General features: G+C 67.0%; 25 protein-coding genes. 3 read left to right on the top strand and 22 right to left on the bottom strand.

All coding sequences use genetic code 11. The features are described from left to right. Positions 1 to 28: 28 nt before the first annotated feature. The 11 genes from AC0Z6F_RS21025 to AC0Z6F_RS20975 all read right to left on the bottom strand — a co-directional run bounded on the left by AC0Z6F_RS21025 (position 29) and on the right by AC0Z6F_RS20975 (position 10,858). Positions 29 to 832 (bottom strand): DUF4198 domain-containing protein, encoded by an 804-nt coding sequence (locus tag AC0Z6F_RS21025; protein ID WP_012510308.1) that lies wholly within the window; start codon positions 830 to 832, stop codon positions 29 to 31. Between the two features lie 76 nt (positions 833 to 908). Continuing rightward, complete coding sequence (locus tag AC0Z6F_RS21020) at positions 909 to 1,427, bottom strand: DUF2271 domain-containing protein (RefSeq protein WP_004147429.1); 519 nt, start codon at positions 1,425 to 1,427, stop codon at positions 909 to 911. 26 nt (positions 1,428 to 1,453) lie between these two features. Then, the gene (locus tag AC0Z6F_RS21015; protein ID WP_448122660.1) at positions 1,454 to 2,092 is read right to left on the bottom strand and encodes a PepSY-associated TM helix domain-containing protein; all 639 of its coding nucleotides are present in this window, start codon (positions 2,090 to 2,092) and stop codon (positions 1,454 to 1,456) included. 231 nt (positions 2,093 to 2,323) lie between these two features. Then, positions 2,324 to 4,744, bottom strand: coding sequence for a TonB-dependent receptor domain-containing protein (locus AC0Z6F_RS21010; protein ID WP_100467936.1), 2,421 nt, complete (start codon positions 4,742 to 4,744; stop codon positions 2,324 to 2,326). Positions 4,745 to 4,890: 146 nt separating this feature from the next. Further along, positions 4,891 to 5,301: a hypothetical protein gene (locus tag AC0Z6F_RS21005; RefSeq protein ID WP_012510311.1), complete on the bottom strand. Its 411-nt coding sequence runs from the start codon at positions 5,299 to 5,301 to the stop codon at positions 4,891 to 4,893. A 164-nt stretch (positions 5,302 to 5,465) separates the two neighbouring features. After that, on the bottom strand, positions 5,466 to 6,143 hold the full coding sequence (locus AC0Z6F_RS21000; RefSeq protein ID WP_100434173.1) for a Fe2+-dependent dioxygenase: 678 nt from the start codon (positions 6,141 to 6,143) through the stop codon (positions 5,466 to 5,468). 10 nt (positions 6,144 to 6,153) lie between these two features. After that, positions 6,154 to 6,873 carry a tetratricopeptide repeat protein gene (locus tag AC0Z6F_RS20995; RefSeq protein ID WP_485616895.1) on the bottom strand — a complete coding sequence of 240 codons (720 nt, stop codon included), beginning with the start codon at positions 6,871 to 6,873 and terminating at the stop codon, positions 6,154 to 6,156. 68 nt (positions 6,874 to 6,941) lie between these two features. Beyond that, positions 6,942 to 9,230 carry a TonB-dependent receptor gene (locus tag AC0Z6F_RS20990; RefSeq protein ID WP_485616894.1) on the bottom strand — a complete coding sequence of 763 codons (2,289 nt, stop codon included), beginning with the start codon at positions 9,228 to 9,230 and terminating at the stop codon, positions 6,942 to 6,944. Positions 9,231 to 9,381: 151 nt separating this feature from the next. Further along, a complete protein-coding gene (locus tag AC0Z6F_RS20985) occupies positions 9,382 to 9,786 on the bottom strand; it encodes a hypothetical protein (RefSeq protein ID WP_012510315.1) in 405 nt (134 codons plus the stop codon). A gap of 203 nt (positions 9,787 to 9,989) precedes the next feature. Beyond that, positions 9,990 to 10,322, bottom strand: a complete 333-nt coding sequence (locus tag AC0Z6F_RS20980; protein WP_012510316.1) for a non-heme iron oxygenase ferredoxin subunit — start codon at positions 10,320 to 10,322, stop codon at positions 9,990 to 9,992. Then, the gene (locus AC0Z6F_RS20975; RefSeq protein WP_485616892.1) at positions 10,319 to 10,858 is read right to left on the bottom strand and encodes a GNAT family N-acetyltransferase; all 540 of its coding nucleotides are present in this window, start codon (positions 10,856 to 10,858) and stop codon (positions 10,319 to 10,321) included. Before AC0Z6F_RS20975 ends, AC0Z6F_RS20980 begins: the two co-directional genes overlap by 4 nt. A 208-nt stretch (positions 10,859 to 11,066) precedes the next feature. Between AC0Z6F_RS20975 and AC0Z6F_RS20970 the strand changes: the two genes are divergently transcribed. Further along, positions 11,067 to 11,717, top strand: a complete 651-nt coding sequence (locus AC0Z6F_RS20970; RefSeq protein ID WP_004147515.1) for an REP-associated tyrosine transposase — start codon at positions 11,067 to 11,069, stop codon at positions 11,715 to 11,717. 116 nt (positions 11,718 to 11,833) lie between these two features. Here AC0Z6F_RS20970 and AC0Z6F_RS20965 read toward each other — a convergent pair whose 3' ends face one another. The 5 genes from AC0Z6F_RS20965 to AC0Z6F_RS20945 form a co-directional block, all read right to left on the bottom strand. Beyond that, positions 11,834 to 13,090 (bottom strand): cysteine desulfurase, encoded by a 1,257-nt coding sequence (locus AC0Z6F_RS20965; protein ID WP_012510319.1) that lies wholly within the window; start codon positions 13,088 to 13,090, stop codon positions 11,834 to 11,836. After that, complete coding sequence (gene sufD / locus AC0Z6F_RS20960) at positions 13,087 to 14,349, bottom strand: Fe-S cluster assembly protein SufD (protein ID WP_485616890.1); 1,263 nt, start codon at positions 14,347 to 14,349, stop codon at positions 13,087 to 13,089. The genes AC0Z6F_RS20965 and sufD overlap by 4 nt, the downstream gene beginning before the upstream one ends. Continuing rightward, positions 14,349 to 15,113 carry a Fe-S cluster assembly ATPase SufC gene (gene sufC, locus AC0Z6F_RS20955; protein WP_004147524.1) on the bottom strand — a complete coding sequence of 255 codons (765 nt, stop codon included), beginning with the start codon at positions 15,111 to 15,113 and terminating at the stop codon, positions 14,349 to 14,351. The genes sufD and sufC overlap by 1 nt, the downstream gene beginning before the upstream one ends. A gap of 72 nt (positions 15,114 to 15,185) precedes the next feature. After that, on the bottom strand, positions 15,186 to 16,661 hold the full coding sequence (gene sufB, locus AC0Z6F_RS20950) for a Fe-S cluster assembly protein SufB (protein ID WP_100434178.1): 1,476 nt from the start codon (positions 16,659 to 16,661) through the stop codon (positions 15,186 to 15,188). A 17-nt stretch (positions 16,662 to 16,678) separates the two neighbouring features. Beyond that, positions 16,679 to 17,134 carry an SUF system Fe-S cluster assembly regulator gene (locus AC0Z6F_RS20945; RefSeq protein ID WP_012510324.1) on the bottom strand — a complete coding sequence of 152 codons (456 nt, stop codon included), beginning with the start codon at positions 17,132 to 17,134 and terminating at the stop codon, positions 16,679 to 16,681. A gap of 211 nt (positions 17,135 to 17,345) precedes the next feature. Here AC0Z6F_RS20945 and AC0Z6F_RS20940 point away from each other — a divergent pair, with 211 nt between their 5' ends. Beyond that, positions 17,346 to 17,813, top strand: a complete 468-nt coding sequence (locus tag AC0Z6F_RS20940; protein WP_012510325.1) for an SET domain-containing protein — start codon at positions 17,346 to 17,348, stop codon at positions 17,811 to 17,813. 79 nt (positions 17,814 to 17,892) lie between these two features. On the opposite strand, the gene AC0Z6F_RS20935 is transcribed toward AC0Z6F_RS20940, so the two are convergent. The 4 genes from AC0Z6F_RS20935 to AC0Z6F_RS20920 all read right to left on the bottom strand — a co-directional run bounded on the left by AC0Z6F_RS20935 (position 17,893) and on the right by AC0Z6F_RS20920 (position 20,119). Next, positions 17,893 to 18,489, bottom strand: a complete 597-nt coding sequence (locus tag AC0Z6F_RS20935; RefSeq protein WP_005408439.1) for a YceB family lipoprotein — start codon at positions 18,487 to 18,489, stop codon at positions 17,893 to 17,895. Between the two features lie 82 nt (positions 18,490 to 18,571). Beyond that, positions 18,572 to 19,102, bottom strand: coding sequence for a hypothetical protein (locus AC0Z6F_RS20930; protein ID WP_004147558.1), 531 nt, complete (start codon positions 19,100 to 19,102; stop codon positions 18,572 to 18,574). A 56-nt stretch (positions 19,103 to 19,158) separates the two neighbouring features. Further along, the gene (locus tag AC0Z6F_RS20925; protein ID WP_004147559.1) at positions 19,159 to 19,467 is read right to left on the bottom strand and encodes a DUF3861 family protein; all 309 of its coding nucleotides are present in this window, start codon (positions 19,465 to 19,467) and stop codon (positions 19,159 to 19,161) included. Positions 19,468 to 19,720: 253 nt separating this feature from the next. Continuing rightward, on the bottom strand, positions 19,721 to 20,119 hold the full coding sequence (locus AC0Z6F_RS20920) for an HU family DNA-binding protein (RefSeq protein WP_012510328.1): 399 nt from the start codon (positions 20,117 to 20,119) through the stop codon (positions 19,721 to 19,723). Between the two features lie 371 nt (positions 20,120 to 20,490). Here AC0Z6F_RS20920 and AC0Z6F_RS20915 point away from each other — a divergent pair, with 371 nt between their 5' ends. After that, positions 20,491 to 20,922 (top strand): OsmC family protein, encoded by a 432-nt coding sequence (locus tag AC0Z6F_RS20915; RefSeq protein WP_004147570.1) that lies wholly within the window; start codon positions 20,491 to 20,493, stop codon positions 20,920 to 20,922. A gap of 80 nt (positions 20,923 to 21,002) precedes the next feature. On the opposite strand, the gene AC0Z6F_RS20910 is transcribed toward AC0Z6F_RS20915, so the two are convergent. Continuing rightward, complete coding sequence (locus tag AC0Z6F_RS20910; RefSeq protein ID WP_100434179.1) at positions 21,003 to 21,881, bottom strand: PhzF family phenazine biosynthesis protein; 879 nt, start codon at positions 21,879 to 21,881, stop codon at positions 21,003 to 21,005. A 95-nt stretch (positions 21,882 to 21,976) separates the two neighbouring features. Next, complete coding sequence (locus AC0Z6F_RS20905) at positions 21,977 to 22,849, bottom strand: PhzF family phenazine biosynthesis protein (protein WP_012510330.1); 873 nt, start codon at positions 22,847 to 22,849, stop codon at positions 21,977 to 21,979. Positions 22,850 to 22,924: the final 75 nt, after the last annotated feature.

Raw genomic sequence — 22,924 nt, 5'->3', positions numbered from 1 at the left:
CGGGGGCTGCCCGGCATCGCAGTCCACATTACTGCGGCAGCACTTCCAGCGTCGCGACGTAGCTGAGGCGGCGCTTGGCGGCCTGCTTCACCGAGGTCTTGTTGTCCTCGGTGCCGGTTTCCAGCCAGTACATGCCAGCTTCCGGCCAGGTCACCTTGATCTCGCCCTTGGCGTCGCTGGTCAGCTTCTGCTCGTCCTGCGCGTTGCGGTAGCGGGTGCCACCACGCACGATCTCGAACTCCAGGCCGGCGGCCGGCTTGCCATCGACCAGCACGCGGAAGGTCGCTTCCTCGCCGGCGAACAGATCGTTCGGATGGCCCACGGCCACCAGTTCGATGCCGCGGTTGGTCGGCTTCAGCGCAGTGTCGTTCGGTGCGCCGTTGGTGACGAAGGTTTCCACGCGGCCGACCGACTGGCTCACTTCCAGCTTCTTCGCGTCCTTCGGCAGTTCACCGAAGGTGGCGGCGGTACCACGCCAGCGCTTGCGCTCGCCGTTCTGCTCGTAGGTGGCGAACAGGCCGTCATTGACCGACGCGATGCGGTAGGTGCCCGGCTGTTTCAGCTCGACATCGAACACGCTGCGGTACTTGCCGGTGGACGCGTTCTGCGGCTGCACGGTGCTGCCGTCCGGCGCGGTGATCACCAGCGACTCCAGGCGCAGCGGCACGTGGTTGAAATAGAACAGGTCATTGGAGACCGCACCGTCGACGGTGATCCACGGCGCGTTGCCGGCGATCACGGTCTGCGAGGGCAGCAGCCAGGCCTTGTGGGCCAGGGCGGAGAAGGGAAGGGCAGCGGCCAGAGCGGCGGCGAGGACGAGCGTGCGCTTCATGCGGAAGACTCCAGGTGGATGCAGGGTGGTGCGGCGAGGGGAGGGGAATTACGACTTAATCCCCTCCGTCCCCTTTTCAGGGTTTGACGGCGAGGGTGACCTGGCCCAGTTCGGTGGCGCCCTGCGCCTTGCCGTTCTGTGCGGCGGTGGCCGGCCAGGTGAAGGGGATCTTCAGCAGCTCGCGGCCGCCGACTTCGCGCACCGCTTCCACCACCAGGGTGTAGTTGCCCGGGGCCAGCTGCTTCAGCGCCGGCTGCTTGTCGTTGAACGACAGCGCGTGCTTGCCGGCCGGGCGGGTCGGGCCGGTCACGCCGTCCACCGGCACCTGCAGGGTGCGGCCGCTCTTGCGCCACCACTGGCGCAGGTCGGGCAGCCACTTGGTGCCATGGCCTTCGCTGTTGCTGGTCTGCTGGTACCAGACCGACAGGTTGGCGGCGACCTTCTGGTCGGCGCCTTCCAGCCACACCGCCACATACGGGCGGTGGTACTCGGCCACGTTGAGCTTGGGCACTTCGACGTTGATGTCGAGGGTGGTGGCATAGGCCGGCGAGGTGGCCAGCAGGCCGCTGAGGGCGATGGTCAGGGTGACGCGCATGGGGCGGCTCCGGAAACGAAGGAAAGTCAGTGGATCAGCAGCAGGGCGATCAGCAGCGGGATCATCAGGCCGAGGCCGACCAGCGGCCAGGTCATGCGCCGCTGCCGCGCATGCAGGTGCAGCAGGAACAGGCCGGTGATGCAGAACACCAGGCAGGCCACGGCGAACAGGTCCAGGAACCAACCCCATGCCGGGCCGGCATTGCGGCCCTTGTGCAGGTCGTTGAGGTAGGACACAGCGCCGCGCGAGGTTGATTCGTACTCCACTGCGCCGGTTTCGCGGTCGATGCTCAGCCAGGCATCGCCGCCGGGGCGCGGCAGCGACAGATAGATTTCTTCGGCCGACCATTCGGCCGCGCGGCCGCCGATGGCGATGCCCAGGTGTTCATCCAGCCATTGCCGGGCCGGGCGCGGAATCGGTGCGTTGCCGTCCGCGCGCGCGCCGAGCTGGCCCAGCAGCGCGGCCGGCAGTTCCAGATGCTGGTTCTGCACCTCGGGCTTGGCCTCGATCTTCGCGGCATGGTTGAGGGTCAAGCCGGTCACCGCGAACAGCAGCATGCCGATCAGGCAGACCGCCGAGCTGATCCAGTGCCACTGGTGCAGCGTACGCAGCCAGAAGCCACGGCTCTGTTGCTGCTGCACGGTGGAAGGGGCAGGACGGCTCACGGCACGGTTCGGGGCTGACGGGGACTGCCCATTACATCATTGATGAGAATAGCTCGCAATTGCGTGTCGTTCTGTATCCCTGGGGGGGAATTGCCGGCCAGCGGCCGGCACTACCGACTGGCTGGAATTGCCGGCGGTTGGCCGGCAATTCTGCGGATCAGTAGATCCACGCCATGCGTGGATGGAGCGGTGCCGACCAAGGTCGGCACCCACCAGGGCAGGGCGCAGAGATCAGAACTTCGCGTTCAGCGAAATCCAGTAGCTGCGGCGCTGGTCCTTGGTCGCGTAGTCGTCCACGCAGCTGAACTCGCTGGGATTGAGCAGCAGGCACGACTGCGAGACGAAGTCCTTGTCGAACAGGTTGTTGACCCGTGCGTTGACCGTCAGCCACGGCGTGGCCTTCCAGCTGCCGCCCAGGTGGAAGATCGTGTAGTCCTCGTAATAGCGCACGTGGCGGGTGCCGGCACTGTCGATCAGGGTGTCGCGATAGCGGTCGTAGCGGCCCTCGCCGATCAGCGACAGGCTGACCGCTTCGTTGATCTGCCAGTTGAGGCTGGCGTTGGCCATGTGCTTTGCCGGCGTGGTGCCTGCGATCGGGCGGCCCTTGTCGGGACCACTGGTCTGTTCGCTCTTGGTCCAGGTGTAGTTGCCGCGCAGCTGCAGGTTGTCGAGCAGGTCGACGTGGCCGGCCAGCTCGGCACCACGGGTTTCGGCCTTGTCGATGTTCACGCTCTGGGTGAACGTGCTGTAGCCCAGCGTTGCCCAGCCCGGACCGATGTCCACGCAGTAACCGCTGCCGGCCGGAGCCACTTCGCAGTTCGGGAAGGTGCCGCCGCTGGCGATCTTGTCTTCGAACTTGTTGAAGAAGCCGGTGACATTGAAGCCCCAGCGCTGGCCTTCGTAGTACGCCGCCAGCTCGTAGTTGGTGCTGGTTTCAGGCTTCAGGTTCGGCGAACCCACCAGCGGCAGCACGCCCTGGCCACCGAAACCGGTGATGCCCGGGAACAGCTGGTCCGGACGCGGCGTCTTGTAGCCGGTGCTGATGCCACCCTTGAAGGTCCAGGCGTCGCTGGCATTCCATACCAGGTAGCCGCGCGGGCTGAGGTGGCTGCCGAACACGTTGTGGTCGTCGTAGCGCAGGCCGAAGGTGGCGGTGAGGGTATCGGTCAGCGACCAGTTGTCCTCGGCGAACAGCGCCCACATGCGGTGCTTCTGCTTGGTGTTGCTGCGGTAGCCGGCGCCATCCATGCCGAATACACCGTCGATCATGTCGGTGTTGTTGTATTGGCCGCCGACGGTCAGCTTGTGCGCGCCGAAGTCGAGGTCGAGCATCGTGTCCAGCACGTAGCCTTCCAGCTCCATGGTGCGCAGCGGACGCGGCAGGAACGCCTGCAGGCGTGCCTGTTCGCTGGCATTGAGTGCACCCAGTGCGTTGTTGCGGCCAGCGGCACAGTTGTTGGCCGCACCGGTGCGGCGGCAGACGTCATTCCACAGCGTCTGCAGGTTGGCGCGTTCGTCCAGCGTCAGCGGCAGCGAGCGGCCGAGATTGCTGCTCTTGCTGTGGGTCAGCGAGGTCTGCCAGGTGCCGAAGCTGTAGCGGCCCTGATGGGTCAGCGACAACTGGTCGCGCTCGTAGCGCTGGTAGGCGGTGTAACCCACGCGCGGCTGCACCACGCGGCGGGTGACCGTGCCGCTGCCGTTCGGGTTTGGAATCACTGCGTTGCCGACGCGCCACAGGCTGGCCAGGCTGTCGAGGGTGCCGGTCTGGCCCTCGCTGTTGTCGTACTTCTGCCGCGACACGTCGTAGTCCAGCCACAGTTCGTGGTCATCGTTGACGTGGAAGTTCAGCCGCACACCGGTGTTCCAGTTGGTGTTGGCCACCGACTTGCCGCCGCCACCGAAGCCGATGCTGCGTTCCCACAGGCTGCCGTCGGGCAGGGTCAGTGCATCCCACTCCGGATTGGAGGCCTTGGCGTCGTAGTAGCTGCCGCGTACTGCCAGGCCGATACGGTCCTTGACCAGCGGGCCGCTGAGGTAGACGTCGGTGGTGCGTGCATCGCCGAACTGATCGTCCTGCTGCACGGTGAAGCCCTGGGTGAGCGCGCCGTGCCAGCTGTCCTGGTTGCGACGGGTGATGATGTTGATCACGCCGCCCATTGCATCCGAGCCGTACAGCGTGGACATCGGGCCGCGCACCACTTCAATGCGCTCGATGGCATCCAGCGGCGGCAGGTAGGCGAACTGGCCACCGCCGAAGTTGTTCGGATACAGCTGGCCGACATTGCTCTGGCGGCGGCCGTCGATCAGCACCAGGGTGTACTCGGAGGGCAGGCCGCGCATCGAGATGGTGGCACGGCCGTTCTTGTCGCTGGCTTCCAGGCCGACGTCGATGCCTTCGACGTCGCGCAGCGCATCGACAAGGTTGGTGTACGGGCGCTTGCTCAGCTCCTCGCGGCTGACCACGCTGATGCTGGCCGGGGCATCGACCACCTTCTGCTCGAAGCCGGAGGCGGTGACCACCACCTTGTCCAGCGTCTGTGGCGCGCCGGAAGCGTCACCGTAGGCGAAGGCAGGGGCGGTCATGGCCGCCAGCACGGCGCTGGTCAGCAGGGTACGGGACAGGGACGAACGGACACGATGGCGCTTGGCCATGGCAGTTACCTCGAGGGATGCAGGGTGGTGCGATGCCAGGCGCAAACGGCGCGGCATGCACGGGGAGGCCCGGTCAGGGGCGGCAGGGATGAAGCAGGCAGCGGCGTGCCGGTGCGACCGCGAAGGCGGTCACGCGGGGCCGTGAATCAGGCGAGCGGCGGCGCCTGGCCGCGTTGCTGGCGGCGCCCGGGCGCATCGGCCCAGGGCGTGTCCGGAGTGGCCAGTGGCCAGTCCAGGCGCACGCCGGGCGTGGCCGGCGTGGCGGGTACCAGTTCGAGTTCAGTGCGCAGCCATTGGCTGGCCAGCAGCATCGGAGGGCGTGCCTTGTCAGCCGATTTCACCGGGGCCGAGGTGGCGCGGCGCAGCTTGGCCGGTGCTTCTTCCTGCAGCGGGGCTTCACCGCCGCGTTCTTCCAGCGGCACCTGCAGGGCCTGCACCGGAGCGCTGGCGTGGGCCTGCGGCAACAGCGGCAGGGTGCCGAGCAGCAACACCAGCATCGCCACCCACGCCAACAGGCTGGCCAGCGCAGGACGCTGGCCGCGCATGGCGGTGCCCATCTTGCGATGGATGAGTGGGCGAGGGCGAAGCGGGCGCAGCAAGCAGGGGTCCCCAAGGGTCTGCCGGCAGCGGCCGGCATCAACGGGGCGTGATTGTAATGAGAGCTGTTAGCTGTTGCAAATGAGAATGATTGCCAAAATGTCGCAGGCCGGCCGGATCCGGCTCAGACCTCGCTCCAGCGTCGCAGCAGGTTGTGGTACACGCCGGTCAGCTGCAGCACCGCCTCGGCATCGCCGCCGGTCTGCCGCAGGCGCTCGATCGAGCCGTCCATTTCCCACAGCAGGCGGCGCTGCACATCGTCGCGGACCATGCTCTGCACCCAGAAGAACGAGGCCACGCGCGCGCCGGCCGTGACCGGGCGCACCTGATGCAGGCTGCTGGACGGATACACGATCAGGTCGCCGGCCGGCAGCTTCACTTCGTGCTCGCCGTAGGTATCGCTGATGATCAGCTCGCCGCCTTCGTACTCGTCCGGCGCGGACAGGAACAGCGTGCAGGAGATGTCCGAGCGCAGCTGTTCGCCGTTGGCCAGGTTCATCACCGCGCCATCGACGTGGAAGCCATAGGTGCCGCCACCGCTGTAGCGGTTGAAGCGCGGCGGCAGGTACTTCAGTGGCAGCGCGGCGCTGAAGAACAGCGGGTGCCGGGCCAGAGCGACGAGGATGATCTCGCCCAGTTCGCGGCGCAGCGGCGAGGCCTCGGGCAGCTGCTGGTTGTGCTTGGCCTGCGCGCCGAGGTGGCCGACGGTCTCGCGGCCATCCGTCCAGTCGGCGGCATCGAGGCGGCGGCGGAATTCGGCTACCTGCTCGGCGCTGAGGATATCGGGGATGTGCAGCAGCATGCGGAACTCCTCAGGAGGACGTCGGTGCGACCAGGGCGCGCACCTGGGGGTGCGGGGAAGCGGCCAGCTCCGGCACGATATGCGCCATGAAGGCCGGGCTGCCGTGGGCCAGCGCCCGTCGCAGCCAGTGCACGGCCTGTTCGACCTGGCCGGCCTGCAGCAGGATCGAGGCGTAGTTGGCCTGGCCGCGGAAATCACCGGCCTCGGCCGCGCGCTCGTACCAGGCCAGCGCTGCCTGTGGATCGGGCGCGGTATCCAGCCCGTCTTCGAGGTGACGGGCCAGCAGGTTCATCGATTTGGCATGACCCAGGTGTGCGGCGCGGGTGTACAGGGCCAGTGCCTGCGCGCGGTCCTGCGTCACGCCGCGGCCGGTGGCCAGCAGGTTGGCCAGGTTGTACAGGCCCCAGTCCAGGCCGGTGTCGGCCGCGCGCCGGTACCACACCGCGGCCAGCGTGGAATCGGGCGTGGTGCCCTGGCCCAGTTCGTGGCAGCGGCCAAGCATGTTCATCGCCATCGGCACGCCGTTGTTGGCGGCCGTTTCGTACCAGAGCAGTGCCGCAGAGGCGTCCTGTGCGGTGCCTTTGCCTTCCATGTGCATCTGCGCGAGCAGCAGCTGAGCATCGATCTGGCCGGCCTGCGCGGCATCGCGTACGCGCATGAACGCCGCCTGCGGATCGTGCTGCAGCAGGTCTGCCAGTGCGTCGGAATCAAATGGGGTGCTGGAAGCCATGGGGTGAGTATCGCCGGAAACAAAAACGGCGGCAGGAGAGCCTGCCGCCGTGGTGGAGCGGAGTTACATCAGAACTTCACGTTCAGCGCCAGGGTGGCCGAGCGACCCGGGGCGATGCTCGCGTAGTGCGAGGCATAGGCCTTGGTGAAGTAGGTCTTGTCGGTCAGGTTCTGCACGTTGAGCTGCAGGCTGATGTTGTCCTGGATCGCGTAGCTGGCCATCGCGTCGAAGCGGGTGTAGCTGGCGATCCACTTGGTGTTGGCGACGTCACCGTACTGCTTGTCCGAGTAGAACGCGCCGGCGCCGATGGTCAGGCCGATCGGGAAGCGGTAGGTGGTCCACAGGTTGGCGCTGTGCTTGGCGGTATTCGGGAACTCGTTGCCGTTGTTCGGCGACGGCACGTAGACGTTGGACGGGCAGGTCCGGCCCGACACGGCGCAGACGAAGCCGTTGTCCTTCAGTTCCGAGTCCAGGTAGGTGTAGCCGCCGTACAGGCTCCAGGCGTCGGTCAGCTGCCCGGTGAAGCCCAGTTCGAAGCCGTTGATTTCCTTCTTGCCTGCGTTCTGGCTGGTGCCGTTGTCGATCGTCACACGTGCGTTGTTCATCACGGTATGGAAGATCGCCGCGGTCAGGTTCAGGCGGTTGTCGAGCAGGTCCCACTTGGTGCCCAGTTCGAGGTTCTTGGTGTCCTGCGGCTTGAGGTCGGCCACAGCCGCGCTCAGACCGTCGGAGCCGTCACCTCCGTCCATGCCCGGCGGGGTCGAAGAGGTGCCCCAGGACAGGTAGATGCTGCCGTTGGCCGCCGGCTTGAACACCACGCCAGCCTGGTAGTTCAGGAAGTCGTTGTCATTGCGCACGCGGGTCGGCGCCGCACCGGCCACCGGCGTGGTCAGGGTGGTGCGGAAGTCGTCGTAGCGCAGGCCGAGATTGAAGCTCCACTGTGCGTTGAGTTCGATGGTGTCGAACAGGTACGCCGAGGTGGTCTTGGTGCGCTGTTCGACGTCCAGCGCCTTGTCGCTGCGATACACCGCGTGGGTCGCCGCCCACGGATCGTTCGGGTTCGGATTGGCGAAGCTGGTGCAGTTGTAGCCGGTGGCCGCGCCGGTGGTCGGGCACTTGCTGTTGCCGGTCAGCGGGTTACTGGTGCCCGGGGTCATCAGGTAGCTGCCGCGGGTCATCTTCTCGTCGCTGTACTCCACACCGGCGCTGTAGCTGTGCTTGAGCGCGCCGGTCTGGAACGCGCCGGTCAGGCCCAGCTGGTCGGCGAAGCTCTTGACGTCGACGGCGCGGCTGTTGGTACGGCGCCACAAGGTGCCGTAGTTGTTCGGGTTGCCCTGGCTGTCGTCCGGCTGGGTCCACAGGTAGTCGTTGCTGGTGTTGCCCAGGCGCGCAATGTTGCGCAGCTTGTGGCCACCGAAGTCGTAGCTGGCGTCCAGGGTGCTGATGTCGGCGCGGGTGCGCTGGAAGTCACGGTCGACCAGGCCGTAGTAGTTGTTGCGGTCCGGCACCATCGGGCGGCCATCGACCCACTTCGAGGCCGGCGCACCGTTCGGATTACCGTACGGGAAACCACCTGCATCCGGCAGGTCGTCGCTCTGCATGTGGTAGTGGCTGGCAATCAGCTGCGCCGGGCCGTTCAGGCCGAACGCGATCGACGGTGCGATGCCCCAGCGGCTGACATTGGCGGCGTCACGGCCGGCGATGTCCGACTCGTGCTTCATCAGGTTCAGGCGGGCGGCGATGCCATCGCCCAGCACGTAGTTGGCGTCCACGGTGCCGCGTGCGTAGCTGTCGGTACCGATGCCCATGCTGGCGCTGGTTTCGTTCTTCAGCTTCGGCGTCTTGCTCACCAGGTTCAGGCTGCCACCACCGGAGTCACGGCCGCCGTAGGCCGAGCTCGGGCCCTTGACCACTTCCACCTGCTCCAGGTCGAAGATTTCGCGGGTCTGCGAACCGACGTCGCGCAGGCCATCGACAAACATGTTGCTCTGCGAATCGAAGCCGCGGATGAAGGGACGGTCGCCGGTCGGGTTGCCGCCTTCGCCGGCACCGAAGGTGATGCCCGGCACCATGCGCAGTGCATCCTGCAGGTTGGTCGCACCGGTTTCGGCAATCAGCTTCTCCGACACGATCGACACCGACTTCGGAGTGTTCAGCAGTTCCGCGGTGAACTTCGGCGAGGACGGATTGAACCAGCTGCCGCGCACCTGCACCTTGTCCAGGTCGGTGGCCTTGCGGGATGCAGCGTCAGCGCTGTCGGCAGCCTGTGCGGCCAGCGGTGCGAAGCCGGCGGCGAGGGTGGCGGAGGCGAGCAGGGAAACGCGCGGGGCGTACTTGCGGGTCTTGATATGGGTCATGGTCTGGATGGCGGTGGCTTGGATCAGGAAAGGGCGAGGGCCGAAGCGCAGACAGCGCGACGACACGTAGAAGGCGGTTTCTGTAGAGCCGAGCCGACGCTTGGCTGCGCGGTGAACGGCTTCAGGCGCACGGCAACGGCCGCAAGGCGCCTCAGCTGGCGTGCGGTGCGGGAGGTGCGTGGCCGGGATTCAGGCGCAGCGAAGGGTCGTGCAACTGCCAGCGCAAGGCGTCGGAGCGCCACAACGGGATATGGGCGACCAGAGCCGCACGGGGCGGGGCCAGGCCGGTGCAGGGCGCGCCGCCCTCGCCATCAAGCGGGGGTTCGGGTGCAGGCGCCGCATGTTGAGGACATTCGTCCGCCGGCGGGGCCGGCAGCGGCATGGCCTGCAGCAGGTTGTCCGCGTGTGCCTGCCAGCCGTGGGCGGCAGGTTCGTTGCCGCGCCCTTCGTGCAATGCCGACCACCCCAGCAGCAGCGTCAGCAGCGCGGCCACGAGCAGCGGCCACCCTTGACGGGCGAGCTGGCGCAGCGTGGCGGTGGGCGCGGGCGAAGCCATGGCGCGAGGGCGGAGTCGTTACGAAGATGTTACGTAGAATAACATCAACGATAATGATTCGCATATGCGCGCTCGGACGGGCGATCGGGATGCCCCCGAAAGGCCCTGGAAGGTCGCTCAGGGCGTTCCAGTAGATCCACCTCATGGGTGGATGCTCTCCGGCAGGCGCGTGCATGCGCGGGTCCTTGCCGGGCGGCGGCGCCTCAATCGCGGTCGTCGCGGGTCCAGATCGCGTCGTGCTCGCGCTTTACCGGGAACTTCGGCACCGGGCTGTAGGCCGGGGCACACAGGGCACGGCCATCGCGCACGTCGAAGCGCGCGCCGTGCAGTACGCACTCCACGCTGCCTTCGGCGGTGTTGAATTCGCCAGAGGACAGCTCGAACTCCTCATGCGTGCACTGGTCTTCCAGCGCGTACAGCTCGCCGTCGAGGTTGAACACCACGATCGGCGTGCCGGTCACCTCGTCGAACACACTCTTCATTTCACCCGGCAGCAGTTCGGCACCGGCACAGACGAAGGTCCAGGCCTCGCTCACGCAGAGGCTCCGGCCAGCGGCTTTTCCAGGATCTCGAAGCGCAGGTCGTCGCGCTTGGGGATGCCGAAGCGTTCGTCGCCATACGGAAACGGCTTCTTGATGCCGGTGCGCTGGTAACCGCGGCGTTCATAGAAGGCGATCAGCTCGTCGCGCACATCGATCACCGTCATCTGCATCACCGGCACGCCCCATTCGCGCGCGGCATGCGCTTCGGCAGCCTCCATCATCTGCTTGCCGACACCGCCGCCCTGCTGGGCCGGGTCGACCGAGAACATGCCGAAGTAGCCCTTGCCCTCAACATCGGCAACGTGGGCGCAGGCCACCAGTTGGCCCTCGCGCTCGGCCAGCAGGATGGTGGAGCGCGGGCGGTCGAGGTCGGCCTGGATGCCGTCGGCGTCGATGCGGGCGCCATCCAGCAGGTCGGCTTCGGTGGTCCAGCCGACGCGGCTGGCGTCACCACGGTAGGCCGAGGTGACCAGGGTGATCAGGGCGGGGATGTCGGCCGACGTGGCGGCCCGGTAGGTCAGGGTGCTCATGGACACATTCTATGTGGGGTGGGGGCGTGCGCAAATGGGAAGGTGGGGTCAGATCCCTTTCGCAGCGTGATAGGGATCTGGCCCCGGCGTCTACTGACCCAACGGCAGGCCATGGACCGACTGGCACGGGCGCGGAATCGGCAGATGCTCGGGGTCAGATCCCTTTGCGCAGCGAAGGGCTCTGACCCCCTGTTTCCAGGAGGAACCCATGCCGAGGCCACGACGGGTCGATGCGCCCGGATACCCGCAACATGTCGTCCAGCGCGGCAACAATCGCCAGCCTGTGTTCTTCTCGGATGGCGACCGCGTCGCCTACCTGCGGCTGCTGTGTCATCACGCGGACCAGCAGCACTGCCGGATTCACGCCTATGTGCTGATGGGCAACCACGTGCACCTGCTGGTGACCCCTGATGCACCGGGCGGGATGTCGCGGATGATGCAGGCGGTGAACCGCGCCTACGTTCGCCGTGTGAACGAACGGCAGCAGCGCACGGGAACCCTGTGGGAGGGCCGCTTCCATTCCACGCTGGTTGATACCGAACGCTACCTGCTTGCCTGCCAGCGCTACGTCGAACTCAACCCGGTGCGGGCGGGGATGGTGGTGCGTCCTGGGGACTATCGCTGGTCAAGCTATCGCGCCAACGCACAGGGACGGGCAAATGCACTGCTCGTACCGCATTCGGCATTCGAGCTCATTGCTGCTGATGTGGATGAGCGGCGCAGACGCTATGCGGAGTTCATCGCGCAAGGTATTCCTGCTGGGGATCTGGTGGCGATACGTGGCGCGCTGCAGTCGCAGCGGCGGCTGTCGGGGCCGTTGATGGGGTCAGAGCCCTTTCGCGATGCGAAAGGGATCTGACCCCGGTGTGCCATGGCCTGCGGAGCTCTGCGTGTCTTCGATCCTGCCATTGGCGCCGCCATGAAAAACGCCGCGGTTTCCCGCGGCGTTCTCGGCTTCCGGCTGGCCAGGGAATCTCACCCCAGCAGCTTGCGCACCTTGGTCAACGCGGTCATGAAGCGCTCGATCTCGGCGTGCGTGTTGTAGAACGCCAACGAGGCACGGCAGGTGGCGGCGACGCCGAAGTACTGCAGCAGCGGGTGTGCGCAGTGCTGGCCCGAGCGCACGGCCACGCCTTCCAGGTCGAGCAGGGTCGCAAGGTCGTGCGCATGCGCGCCGTCGATCAGGAACGAGACCACGGCGGCTTTTTCCGGCGCTTCGCCGATGATGCGCAGGCCGTCGACACGGCGCAGCTCTTCGGTGAAATGCGCCAGCAGTTCGGCTTCGCGTGCTTCCACGTTCTCCTGGCCGAGCTGCTGCAGGTAGTCGGCGGCTACGCCCAGGCCGATGAATCCGGCGATGTTCGGGGTGCCGGCTTCGAACTTGTGCGGGGCATCGTTGAACACGGTGCCGTCGAAGCTGACTTCCTTGATCATCTCACCGCCGCCGAGGAACGGCGGCATCGCGTCCAGGTGCTCGCGACGGGCCCACAGTGCGCCGGTACCGGTCGGCCCGCACATCTTGTGGCCGGTGATGGCGTAGAAGTCGCAGCCGATCGCAGCGACGTCGACCTTGCGGTGCGGCACCGCCTGCGAGCCGTCGACCACGGTGATGATGCCGCGCTTGCGCGCTTCACGGCAGATCTCGCGCACCGGATTGACCGTGCCCAGCACGTTGGACACGTGGGTGACGGCGAGCAGCTTGACCTCGGGGGTCATCGCCGCGCGCAACGCGTCCAGGTCCAGCGCACCATCGGGGGTGATCTCGGCCACGCGGATGGTGGCGCCGGTACGCTGCGCGACCAGCTGCCACGGCACGATGTTGGCGTGGTGCTCCATGCGCGTGATCAGGATCACGTCGCCGGCCTTCAGCCGTGGCAGGGCCCACGAGTACGCCACCAGGTTGATGGCGAAGGTGGTGCCGCTGCACAGCACCAGGTCGCTGGGGCGCACGTTGAGGAAGCGCGCCAGTTTGTTTCGCGCGCCTTCATAGGCGTCGGTGGCTTCGCTGCCCAGCGCATGTACGGCACGGCTGACGTTGGCGTTGTAGCGGCGGTAGAACTCGTCCACCGCGCCGATCACCTGCACCGGCTTCTGGCCGGTGTTGGCATTGTCGAAATAGACCAGCGGCTTGCCGTGCACTTCGCGCATCAGCAGCGGGAAGTCGAGGCGGACGCGGTCCCAGTCGGGGCTGCCGGTGCGTTCTTCGATCGGTCGCGGCGAGGACAGGTTCATGCCACACCTGCCTCGGCCAGGGCCTTGTCCAGGCGACGCGCCAGCTGCGAGCGCAGCGCGTCGGGCAGCACCTTCAGCGGCTCGTGGCAGAACGCGGCACTCAGTAGTGCCTGCGCCTGCGCCTGCGGCAGGCCGCGCGTGCGCAGGTAGAACAGCGCATTGGCATCGAGCTGGCCGACGGTCGCGCCGTGCGCGGCCTTCACCTCATCGGCGTCGATCACCAGCGTCGGCTGGGTGTCGATCTCGGCGTCGGGCGACAGCAGCAGGTTCTTGTTGGACAGGTTGGCATCGGTGCCGTCGGCGCCTTCGCGGATCTGGATGCCGCCATGGAACACCACGCGGCTGCGGTTGGCCGCAACGCCGCGCCACAGCAGCTCGCAGTTGGTATCGCGCGCGATGTGGTCGATGCCCAGGCGGGTCTCGACGTGGCGGCGGCCATTGCCGAGCAGCACGCCATTGGCGGTCAGGTGGGCGTTGTCGCCTTCCAGACGCACGTTCAGTTCATGGCGGCTGAGCGCGGCACCCAGCTCCAGGTCGACGCGGTGGTACTGCGCGTCGCGGGCCAGCACCGCATCGGTGCGCAGGAAGCTGGTCTGGCGCGCGCTGCCGGCCTGGATGCGGGCATGCTGGAGCACCGCGTCACGGGCGACGTGGGCATGCAGCACGGTGTTGTCCAGATGGGCGGCATCGCCGACGCTGAAGCGGTGCTCGACCACGCCCAGCTGTGCGCCGGCACGCAGTTCGATCAGGTGGCGGTGATGCCAGGCCAGGTCGGTGTCGCCGGCCACGCTGGCGAACACCAGCTGCAGGGGGGCTTCGACCTGTACGCCTTCGTCCACGCGCAGGACCACGCCTTCATCGGCCAGGGCGGCGTTGAGTCGGGCGAAGATTTCTTCGCTGCGCTCGTAACGGCGGCCAAGGAAACGCACGGCATCCTCACCGTCCGCCAGCGCGGCCGACAGCGGCTGCAGCTGCACGCCGGCCGGCAACGCCTGCACGTCGCTCAGCGCGGCATCCAGGCGACCGTTGACGAACACCAGGCGCGGCGCCGGAATGTCTTCCAGCAGCGCGATGTCCAGGGCCGGGCCCTGCAGCGGTGCCGCGGCGAACGTACGGCGCTCCAGCTGGCGCAGCGAGGTGTACTTCCAGGCTTCGTTGCGGGCGGCCGGCAGGCCATCGCGCAGGGCCGCATCCAGCACTTCGCGGCGCGCATCGCTGCCGCAGAAGGCCTGGGCCATCGAGTCGAGCAGGGCGCTCATCAGACCGCCGCCTCGCGCACCACGCGATCCTTCAGGAAGTCATAGCCGTGCGCTTCCAGCTCCAGCGCCAGTTCCGGGCCACCGCTCTTGACGATGCGGCCGTCGGCCAGCACGTGCACCACGTCCGGCTTGATGTAGTCCAGCAGGCGCTGGTAGTGGGTGATGACCAGGAACGAGCGGTCGGCGCTGCGCAGTGCGTTGACGCCGTCGGCCACGCTCTTCAGTGCGTCGATGTCCAGGCCCGAATCGGTCTCGTCCAGGATGGCCAGCTTCGGCTCCAGCACGGCCAGCTGGAAGATCTCGTTGCGCTTCTTTTCGCCACCGGAGAAGCCTTCGTTGACGCCACGGTGCAGCAGTTCGTCCTTCAGGTGCAGCACGGCCAGCTTCTGCCGCACCAGCTTGAGGAACTGCATGGAATCGAGCTCTTCCTCGCCGCGTGCCTTGCGCTGGGCATTGAGCGCGGCGCGCAGGAAGTAGGTGTTGTTCACGCCGGGGATTTCCACCGGGTACTGGAACGCCAGGAACAGGCCGGCGGCGGCGCGCGCTTCCGGGTCCTGGTCCAGCAGGTCGGTGCCTTCGAACTGCACGCTGCCTTCGGTCACGTCATAGCCGTCGCGGCCTGCCAGGACATTGCCCAGGGTGGACTTGCCGGCGCCGTTGGGGCCCATGATGGCGTGCACCTGGCCGGGCTTCACTTCCAGCGACAGGCCCTTGAGGATTTCCTTGTCGCCGATGCGGGCGTGGAGGTTTTCGATCTTCAGCATGATGGGGATTTCCGTGGTGCGGGCCGTGGCCCGCCGGTAAAGAGAATGCGTTGTGCGAGGGGCGGCGGGCGGTCAGCCCACCGAGCCTTCCAGCGAGACTTCCAGCAGCTTCTTGGCTTCCACCGCGAACTCCATCGGCAGTTCGCGGAACACCTGCTTGCAGAAGCCGTCGACGATCATCGACACCGCGTCTTCCTGGCTGATGCCACGAGCGCGGCAGTAGAACAGCTGGTCGTCGGAGATCTTGGAGGTGGTGGCCTCGTGCTCGACCGTGGCGCCCGGGTTCTTCACCTCGATGTAGGGGAAGGTGTGCGCACCGCACTGCTTGCCGATCAGCAGCGAATCACACTGGGTGTAGTTGCGCGCGCCATCGGCGTTGCGGTCGACCCGGACCAGGCCGCGGTAGGTGTTCTGGCCACGGCCAGCGCTGATGCCCTTGCTGATGATCTTGCTCTTGGTGCGCTTGCCGACGTGGATCATCTTGGTGCCGGTGTCGGCCTGCTGGCGGTGATGGGTCAGTGCCACCGAGTGGAACTCACCGACCGAGTCATCGCCCAGCAGCACGCAGGACGGGTACTTCCAGGTGATCGCCGAACCGGTCTCGACCTGGGTCCAGGTGACCTTGCTGCGCGCGCCACGGCATTCGGCACGCTTGGTGACGAAGTTGTAGATGCCGCCGACGCCGTTCTCGTCGCCCGGGTACCAGTTCTGCACCGTGGAGTACTTGATTTCCGCATCTTCCAGCGCGACCAGCTCGACCACGGCGGCGTGCAGCTGGTTCTCATCGCGCATCGGCGCGGTGCAGCCTTCCAGGTAGGACACGTAGGCCTTGTCCTCGCAGATGATCAGCGTGCGCTCGAACTGGCCGGTGTGGCCGGCGTTGATGCGGAAATAGGTGCTCAGCTCCATCGGGCAACGCACGCCCTTGGGGATGAACACGAAGCTGCCATCGGAGAACACCGCCGAATTGAGCGCGGCGAAATAGTTGTCGCCGACCGGCACCACGGTGCCGAGGTACTGCTTGACCAGCTCCGGATGCTCCTTGATCGCCTCGGACATCGAGCAGAACACGATGCCCTTCTCGGCCAGTTCCTTGCGGAAGGTGGTACCGACGGACACCGAGTCGAACACCGCGTCGACCGCCACGCCGGCCAGCTTGGCGCGCTCGTGCAGCGGCACGCCCAGCTTGTCGTAGGTATCCAGCAGTTCCTTCGGCACGTCGTCCAGCGAGGCGTACTTCGGGCCCTTCGGCGCGGAGTAGTAGCTGAGCGCCTGCAGATCGATCGGCGCGATCTGCAGCTTGGCCCAGTTCGGCATCGGCATGGTCAGGAAGTGGCGGTAGGCGTCCAGGCGCCACTGCGTCATCCATTCCGGCTCTTCCTTCTTGGCCGACAGGGCACGGATGGTGTCCTCGTCGAGGCCTGCGGGAAGGGAATCCGATTCGATGTCCGTGATGAAGCCGGCCGAATACTTGCGGCCGAGCTGCTCGTGGATCTCGCGGTTGGGGGTGTCGTCGCTGGCGACGTTTTCGATGGTTTCGGTGGCCATGGGGGGCTGCCTACGGATCAGGAGACGACGTCGACAGCGATGGTGCGGCGCTGTTCGTCATCGGCAAGGGGGAGAGGGGGTAGGATCTGGGCGAGGGTGACGTCGCGCAGGGCCTCGGAGACCACGTCGTTGATCAGCCGCCAGCTGCTGCGCGCACCGCACTTGGGCGCCATGCCGCACTGGTGGTGGTCGTGGCTGCATTCGGTCAGGGCCAGCGGCCCTTCCATCGCTTCGACCACTTCGAACAGCGAGATCTCGATGGCCGCGCGGGTCAGGCGGTAGCCGCCACGGACGCCACGCAGGCCCTCGACCAGGCCGGCCTGGGCCAGCGGCTTGAGCACCTTGCTGACGGTCGGCGGTTCCAGACCAGTGAATTCGGCCAGTTCGGTGGCACTGAGCACCTCGCCCGGGCGGGCGGCGAGTACGGTCAGTACCACGGTGGCGTAATCGGTGAGTTTGGTGACGCGCAACATGGGGATGCGAGTGGTTCTTAAAGCGGACTGAAATTGTACGCTTTTATTCGCCGCCATCCAAGCCGGGCATTCAGCCGGCGCTGGGGGCCGGGCCGGGAGCACTCACCGGGGCCGATGCCAGGGCGCCAATGCTGAGCCAACGGGATGATTTTCGCAATCACCCGGAATGGGCGAGAATCAACGTTCCTTTCGTTGCAGACCTCCCTTGCCGATGCCCAAGAAGATCCAAGCCCGCAAGTCCGCCATCCACGGCAACGGTGTGTTTTCCGTGGCCCCGATCAAGCAGGGCGAGCGCGTGATCCAGTACAAGGGCCTGCTGCGCAGCCACGGCGACGTCGATGCCGATGACAGCGGCGATGTTGAAAGTGGCCATACCTTCCTGTTCACCCTCAACGACGACTGGGTGATCGATGCCAACTACAAGGGCAACGACGCGCGCTGGATCAACCACAGCTGCGACCCGAACTGCGAGGCGGTGATCGAGGAAGACGAAGACGGCGACAGCCGCGGCGACAAGGTCTTCATCGAGGCGCTGCGCGATATCCAGGCCGGCGAAGAGCTGACCTACAACTACGGCATCACCCTGGCCGAGCGCCATACGGCCAAGCTGAAGAAGATCTGGGAGTGCCGCTGCGGCTCGCCCAAGTGCACCGGCACCATGCTGCAGCCCAAGCGCTGATTGCGGTAGCGCCGGGCCATGCCCGGCGATCGCGGTGCGCGGGAGAATCAGAAGCCGCCGGGCATGGCCCGGCGCTACCTTATTTTCCGAGCACGCCTGCCGGCACCAGGTTGCCCAGGTTCTGGTTGAAGGTGACCACCAGCTTGCCGTTCTTCACCTGTGCCGACTGCACCTGCAGCGCACCGAGCACGCCGGCCACGGCCGGGTCCAGCTTGTAGATCGGCTCGCGCTGGGCGTAGTCGCTCAGCCAGGCATTGAGCAGGCCGCGGGTACGCGAGTCGAGGCGACCGCCCTGGTTGGCCGGAGTGAAGTCATCGACGCTGGGCTGCTGCAGGTGGAAGCCCTGGGTCTGTGCGTCGTAGCGCAGGCCGCTGCTGAGCTTCACCGTACCGAGCTTGGCCGGGTTGCCGCCAGCGGTCGCCAGCGCCACATCCATGCCCAGGTTCAGTCGTTCGCCGGCCGGCAGGCTCAGCTGCGGATGGCTCATGGTCAGCGCGATCAGGCCACCCAGCGCATCCTGGGTGCGCGGGAAACTGCCATCGAGGTACTGCTGCACATCGCTGGCGCCGACCGACAGTTCACGGCCGGAAATGGAAGGGGCGGCCTGCGCACCGATCGCCGCGGCGATCAGTACGGTGGAGGCGGCAAGGCGGGTCATCAGGGAACGCAGGCGCATGGCGGTGACCGGTGAATGCGGAATGGATGGAGCAAAGAGTAGCCTTGCCGGCTGAATCGTGCGTGCATGCCGCTGCAACGGTTCAGTCCAGCGTTGGCCGCAGTTGCGCCGACTGGATCTGCCAGGCGCGGCCATCGCTGCTGGGCTGCACCCGGTACCAGCCGCCGAAGCGGAACGTGCCCTGGGTGGTTGCTGCACGGACCTGTACCGGGATCTCCAGCAGCTGTGGTGGCTGGTGACCATCGCGGGCGATCGGCGACCCGGTCGTCAAACGCAGGCTGCGGACGTTCTCCAGCTGGCGCAACGCGGCGTCGTCCGCGCGTCGTGCATCGCTGGGCGGGAAGGTCCAGGCGGCATCGGCGCCTTTGTGGTCACGGTTGAGCAGGGCCATGACATAGCGATTGAGCATCGCGGCCGGGAGCTCGGCTTCGGCCGTGACGGCGGCAAACAGCGGGTCGACCGCGGTGGCTTGCAGTGCGGGCGCTTCGGCCTCTGCACTGGCAGCGGCCGGAGCCGGCGGCTGCGCAGGGGGAGCGGTTGGATCCGGTTGCGCCTCCGGCCGCGAACAGCCGAACAGCACCAGCGGCGCGATCAACAACAGGAACCTGCGCATGCCTGCCTCCTCCCCGAGGCGACGTGAAGGAGGGCAGTGTATCGGCTGCGCCGGTCTCAGCGGGAGGACGGCAGCTGTTCCAGCGCATCCAGCGCCGGCAGTACCTGCGTGGCGATTGCGGCCAGTGCGTGGCCTTCGGTTTCGGCGTGGCGCTGCACGATATCGCGCAGCAGCTGGGTGGCGATCACGACTGTCGCACGCTCATCGCCGCTGAGCCCGGCGGTGCGCGGTGCAGCTTCCAGCAGGCGCATCAGGTCGCGGCTGGCGCGATGCTCCAGTTCGATGGTGCAGCGCCCGGTGCACTGCACCCCGTCCTTTTCGATGGGGGTCACCGAGATCCGGTAGCGGGTGGAGGGGCTGGCCATGAGGGTGTGCTCGCCGTAGCTGTGGAGGATGTGCCCACGATAGGCAAGGCCACGGTCGGCAGCGATGGCCGGCGCTGCACGCAGTGTTCCACCCGGTACGTTCCGTGCGTGCAGATCGCGCGCTCATCCAACGGCGGCGGGCCTGTGCGGGCAATCCGCTGGCTGCGGCAACGCTGTGTTGCGGCCTGCGGTTCGGACAAAAAAAACGGGACGGCCTGAGCCGTCCCGTCGGAATCCGCTTCGGGGCGCGCGCTTACAGCGCAGCGTCCTTCAGCTTCTTCAGCGGACGCACCTTCAGCTTGGTGGTGGCCGGCTTGGCGGCGAACCACTGTTCTTCCTTGGTGAACGGGTTGATGCCCTTGCGCTTCGGCTTGGCCGGCACATTGACGGTGCTGATCTTCAGCAGGCCCGGCAGGGTGAACGAGCCAGCGCCCTTCTTGTGCACCGAGGAGGCGACAGCGCTTTCCAGCGAGGCCAGCACAGCGCGGACGTCCTTGGCGATGACGCCGGAGGCTTCAGCGATGTGTGCAACCAGGCCGGACTTGGTCAGCACTTCCTTGATCGGCTTCGGAGCGGCCGGCTTGGCGGCTGCCTTCGTCGCGACTTTCTTCACTGCCTTCTTCGGGGCAGCCTTCTTAGCGGTCTTTGCCATGGTTTCCTGTTCCGTGAACGGTTGGTTGTTTGGTCGGCGCCGAACCCCGTCGGCAAGCGCAATGTAGGGCAACTCTCGGGCGCCGCCAATAGCCTGGAGTGCGGAAAGTGCATGTTTTTTCATATCCAGGCCGATTCAGTACATGGCCGGTGGTGGGGGCTGGGGGTGCCGCGGTGCGGCCGGCAATGCTCGTCCCGGTAGCACAGGGATGCGCGAAATCACTGAAAACAAGGGAAAAATACGCGTTCTGCTGGCGAGGAAGTGTCCACGTGCCTGCGGCCAGGGTGACGTCTGGCGTGCGGCGGAGCGACGCAGGGCTAACGCATGGCGTGCGAGGGTAAACGTTCATCACCGCCACGCAGGAGCAGCACATGGGAATCTCGCGACACGCCACCGCGCACTGGGAAGGCGATCTGAAGTCCGGCAAGGGACAGTTGAGCACGCCGCAGAGTGGCCTGCTGGACAAGACCCGCTATGGCTTCAACAGCCGTTTCGGCGACGAAAAAGGCACCAACCCGGAAGAGCTGATCGCTGCCGCGCACGCCGGCTGTTTCACCATGGCGCTGTCGGCCAAGCTCGGCGAAGCCGGCTTCACCCCGACCTCGCTGGATACCGAGGCCAAGGTCGATCTGTCACTGGAAGGTGGCCCGCAGCTGTCGCAGATCCGGCTGAAAGTGAAGGCCGTGGTGCCGGGCATCGATGCGGGGCAGTTCCGTGCCATTGCCGATGACGCCAAGCAGAACTGCCCGGTGTCCAAGGCGCTGAGCGCGGTGCCGATCAGCCTGGAAGCCGAGTTGGGTTGAGGTCGGTAGCGCCGGGCCATGCCCGGCGAGCGCAGCGGAAAGACGCCGGGCATGGCCCGGCGCTACCACGCCGTACGGGATCACCAATCAATGGTGCCGGCAATCACTGTCTGCACCTGGCCACCGGACCAGACTTCACCGTCTTCATCGACGAAAAGGGTCAAGCGCGCATCGTGGCCGACTTCACGGCCCTGGCTGACTTCAAACGGTGCGCCGCCACGGGGCAGGGCGTCGCGCAGGTCCAGCCATGCGGCGAGCACGGCGTTGGCTGCGCCGGAAGCGGCGTCTTCGAAGCGACGGCCGTTGCCGACGAAGGCGCGCACCGCGAGGTCGAACCCCTCGCTGCCATCGCTGAAGGCATAGGCAAACACGCCCATGCTGTCGGTGGATTCGGCCAACTCGGCGACCGCGTCCCAGTCCGGACGGAGGGCACGCAATGCGGCCTCATCGGCCGCCTGCACCACCCACCAGCTGCGCCCGCCCTGCATGCGTGCCGGCGGCAGCGTGCCCAGCGGCCAGCCCTTCAGGGCCGGCTGCAGGCGTGGATCGGTGGCCTCGGCGGTCTCGGCCAGCTGCGCGCGCGGGGTGCGGATGGCGATGCGCTGCTGCGCAGCCTCGCCACTGACGCGTAGCGGCAGCACGCCGGCAATGCCGTCCTGCACCAGCATGCCGTCGACCGGCGCGGCCAGTCCGGCCTGCAGTACCGCATGCGCGGTGCCGACGCTGGGGTGGCCGGCGAACGGCACTTCCTTCTGCGGGCTGAACATGCGCAGCCGATAGCTGGCGCCGGCCGCCTCCGGCGGGAACACGAAGGTGGTTTCCGGCAGGCGCGTCCAGCGCGCGATGGCCTGCATGCTGGCGTCGTCCAGGCCTTCGGCATCGAGTACCACGGCCAGCGGATTGCCCGCGCCGGGGCGCGGCGAGAACACATCCAGCTGCAGGAAACGGCGGCTAGTCATCGGGGCGAAACTCCAGGAATGAAGGGGGATACGGTAGCGCGGGGCCATGCCCCGCGAGCGCGCAGCGCGGCAAGGCCGACTGGCCTGGCCCGGCGCTACCAGCGGATGTTGCCGTCGATGACTGGCTGCACCTGGCCGCCGATCCACACCGTGCCCTCTGCATCGACTTCTACCTGCACTCGGCCATCGCGGCCGACTTCGCGGCCCTGGCTGGCCACATAAGTGCCGACGCGGCCGGGCAGGGCACTGCGTTGCCGCAGCCAGGCGCCGATCAGGGCGTTGGCGCTGCCGGTCACCGGATCCTCCGGCACGCTGGCCGCATCGGCGGGGCAGAACGCGCGCACCACGCGGGAATGGTCGGTGCCGGCTTCATCAGCGAACACGGCCACGCCGGTTGCGTCGGTGGCCAGGCTCCAGTCACGCAGGGCGGCCATGTCCGGCACCAGGTTGCGTACGGTGGTGGCATCGCGCAGCGGCAGCAGCCACCAGCGCGCGCCGTTGTCCCAAAGTTCCGGCGCATGCCCGTTGGCGGCGAGGGCCAGCAGCGCTTCGGGTACCCCGTTGGCTGTCGTCGCCCGTTGCCGCGCCGGCGGGCTGGCCAGCTGGACCTGCAGCGCCTCAGCCGGGCCGCTCACCCGTACCGGCAGCAACCCTGCGGCGCACTGCTGTACCAGCGCACCCTCGCGCGGCTGGGCCAGGCCGCAGGTCACCGCCGTCCAGGCCGCGCCAACACTGGGGTGGCCGGCGAAGGCCAGTTCACGGGTCGGGGTGAAGATGCGGATGTGATAGTCGGCACCGGGCGCGCTGGGGCGCAGGAAGAACACCGTCTCGGACAGGTTCAGCCAGGCCGCCAGGGCCTGCATCTGCTCGCCGGAGAGATCGTCGGCGTCCAGCACGGCACCCAGTGGGTTGCCGGTACCGGGGCGGGGGGCGAAGACATCGAGCTGCAGGTAACGGAGGACGGCCATCTACGGGGATATTGCGCTTAGAATCAAAGGTTCCGCCCCCAAGGGCGGCTTCCCCACATTCTACATAGCCAATCC

This window comes from Stenotrophomonas sp. 1L-E-5-B-C3 (assembly GCF_057292075.1).
This window is presented reverse-complemented; position numbering and strand designations above follow the sequence as displayed.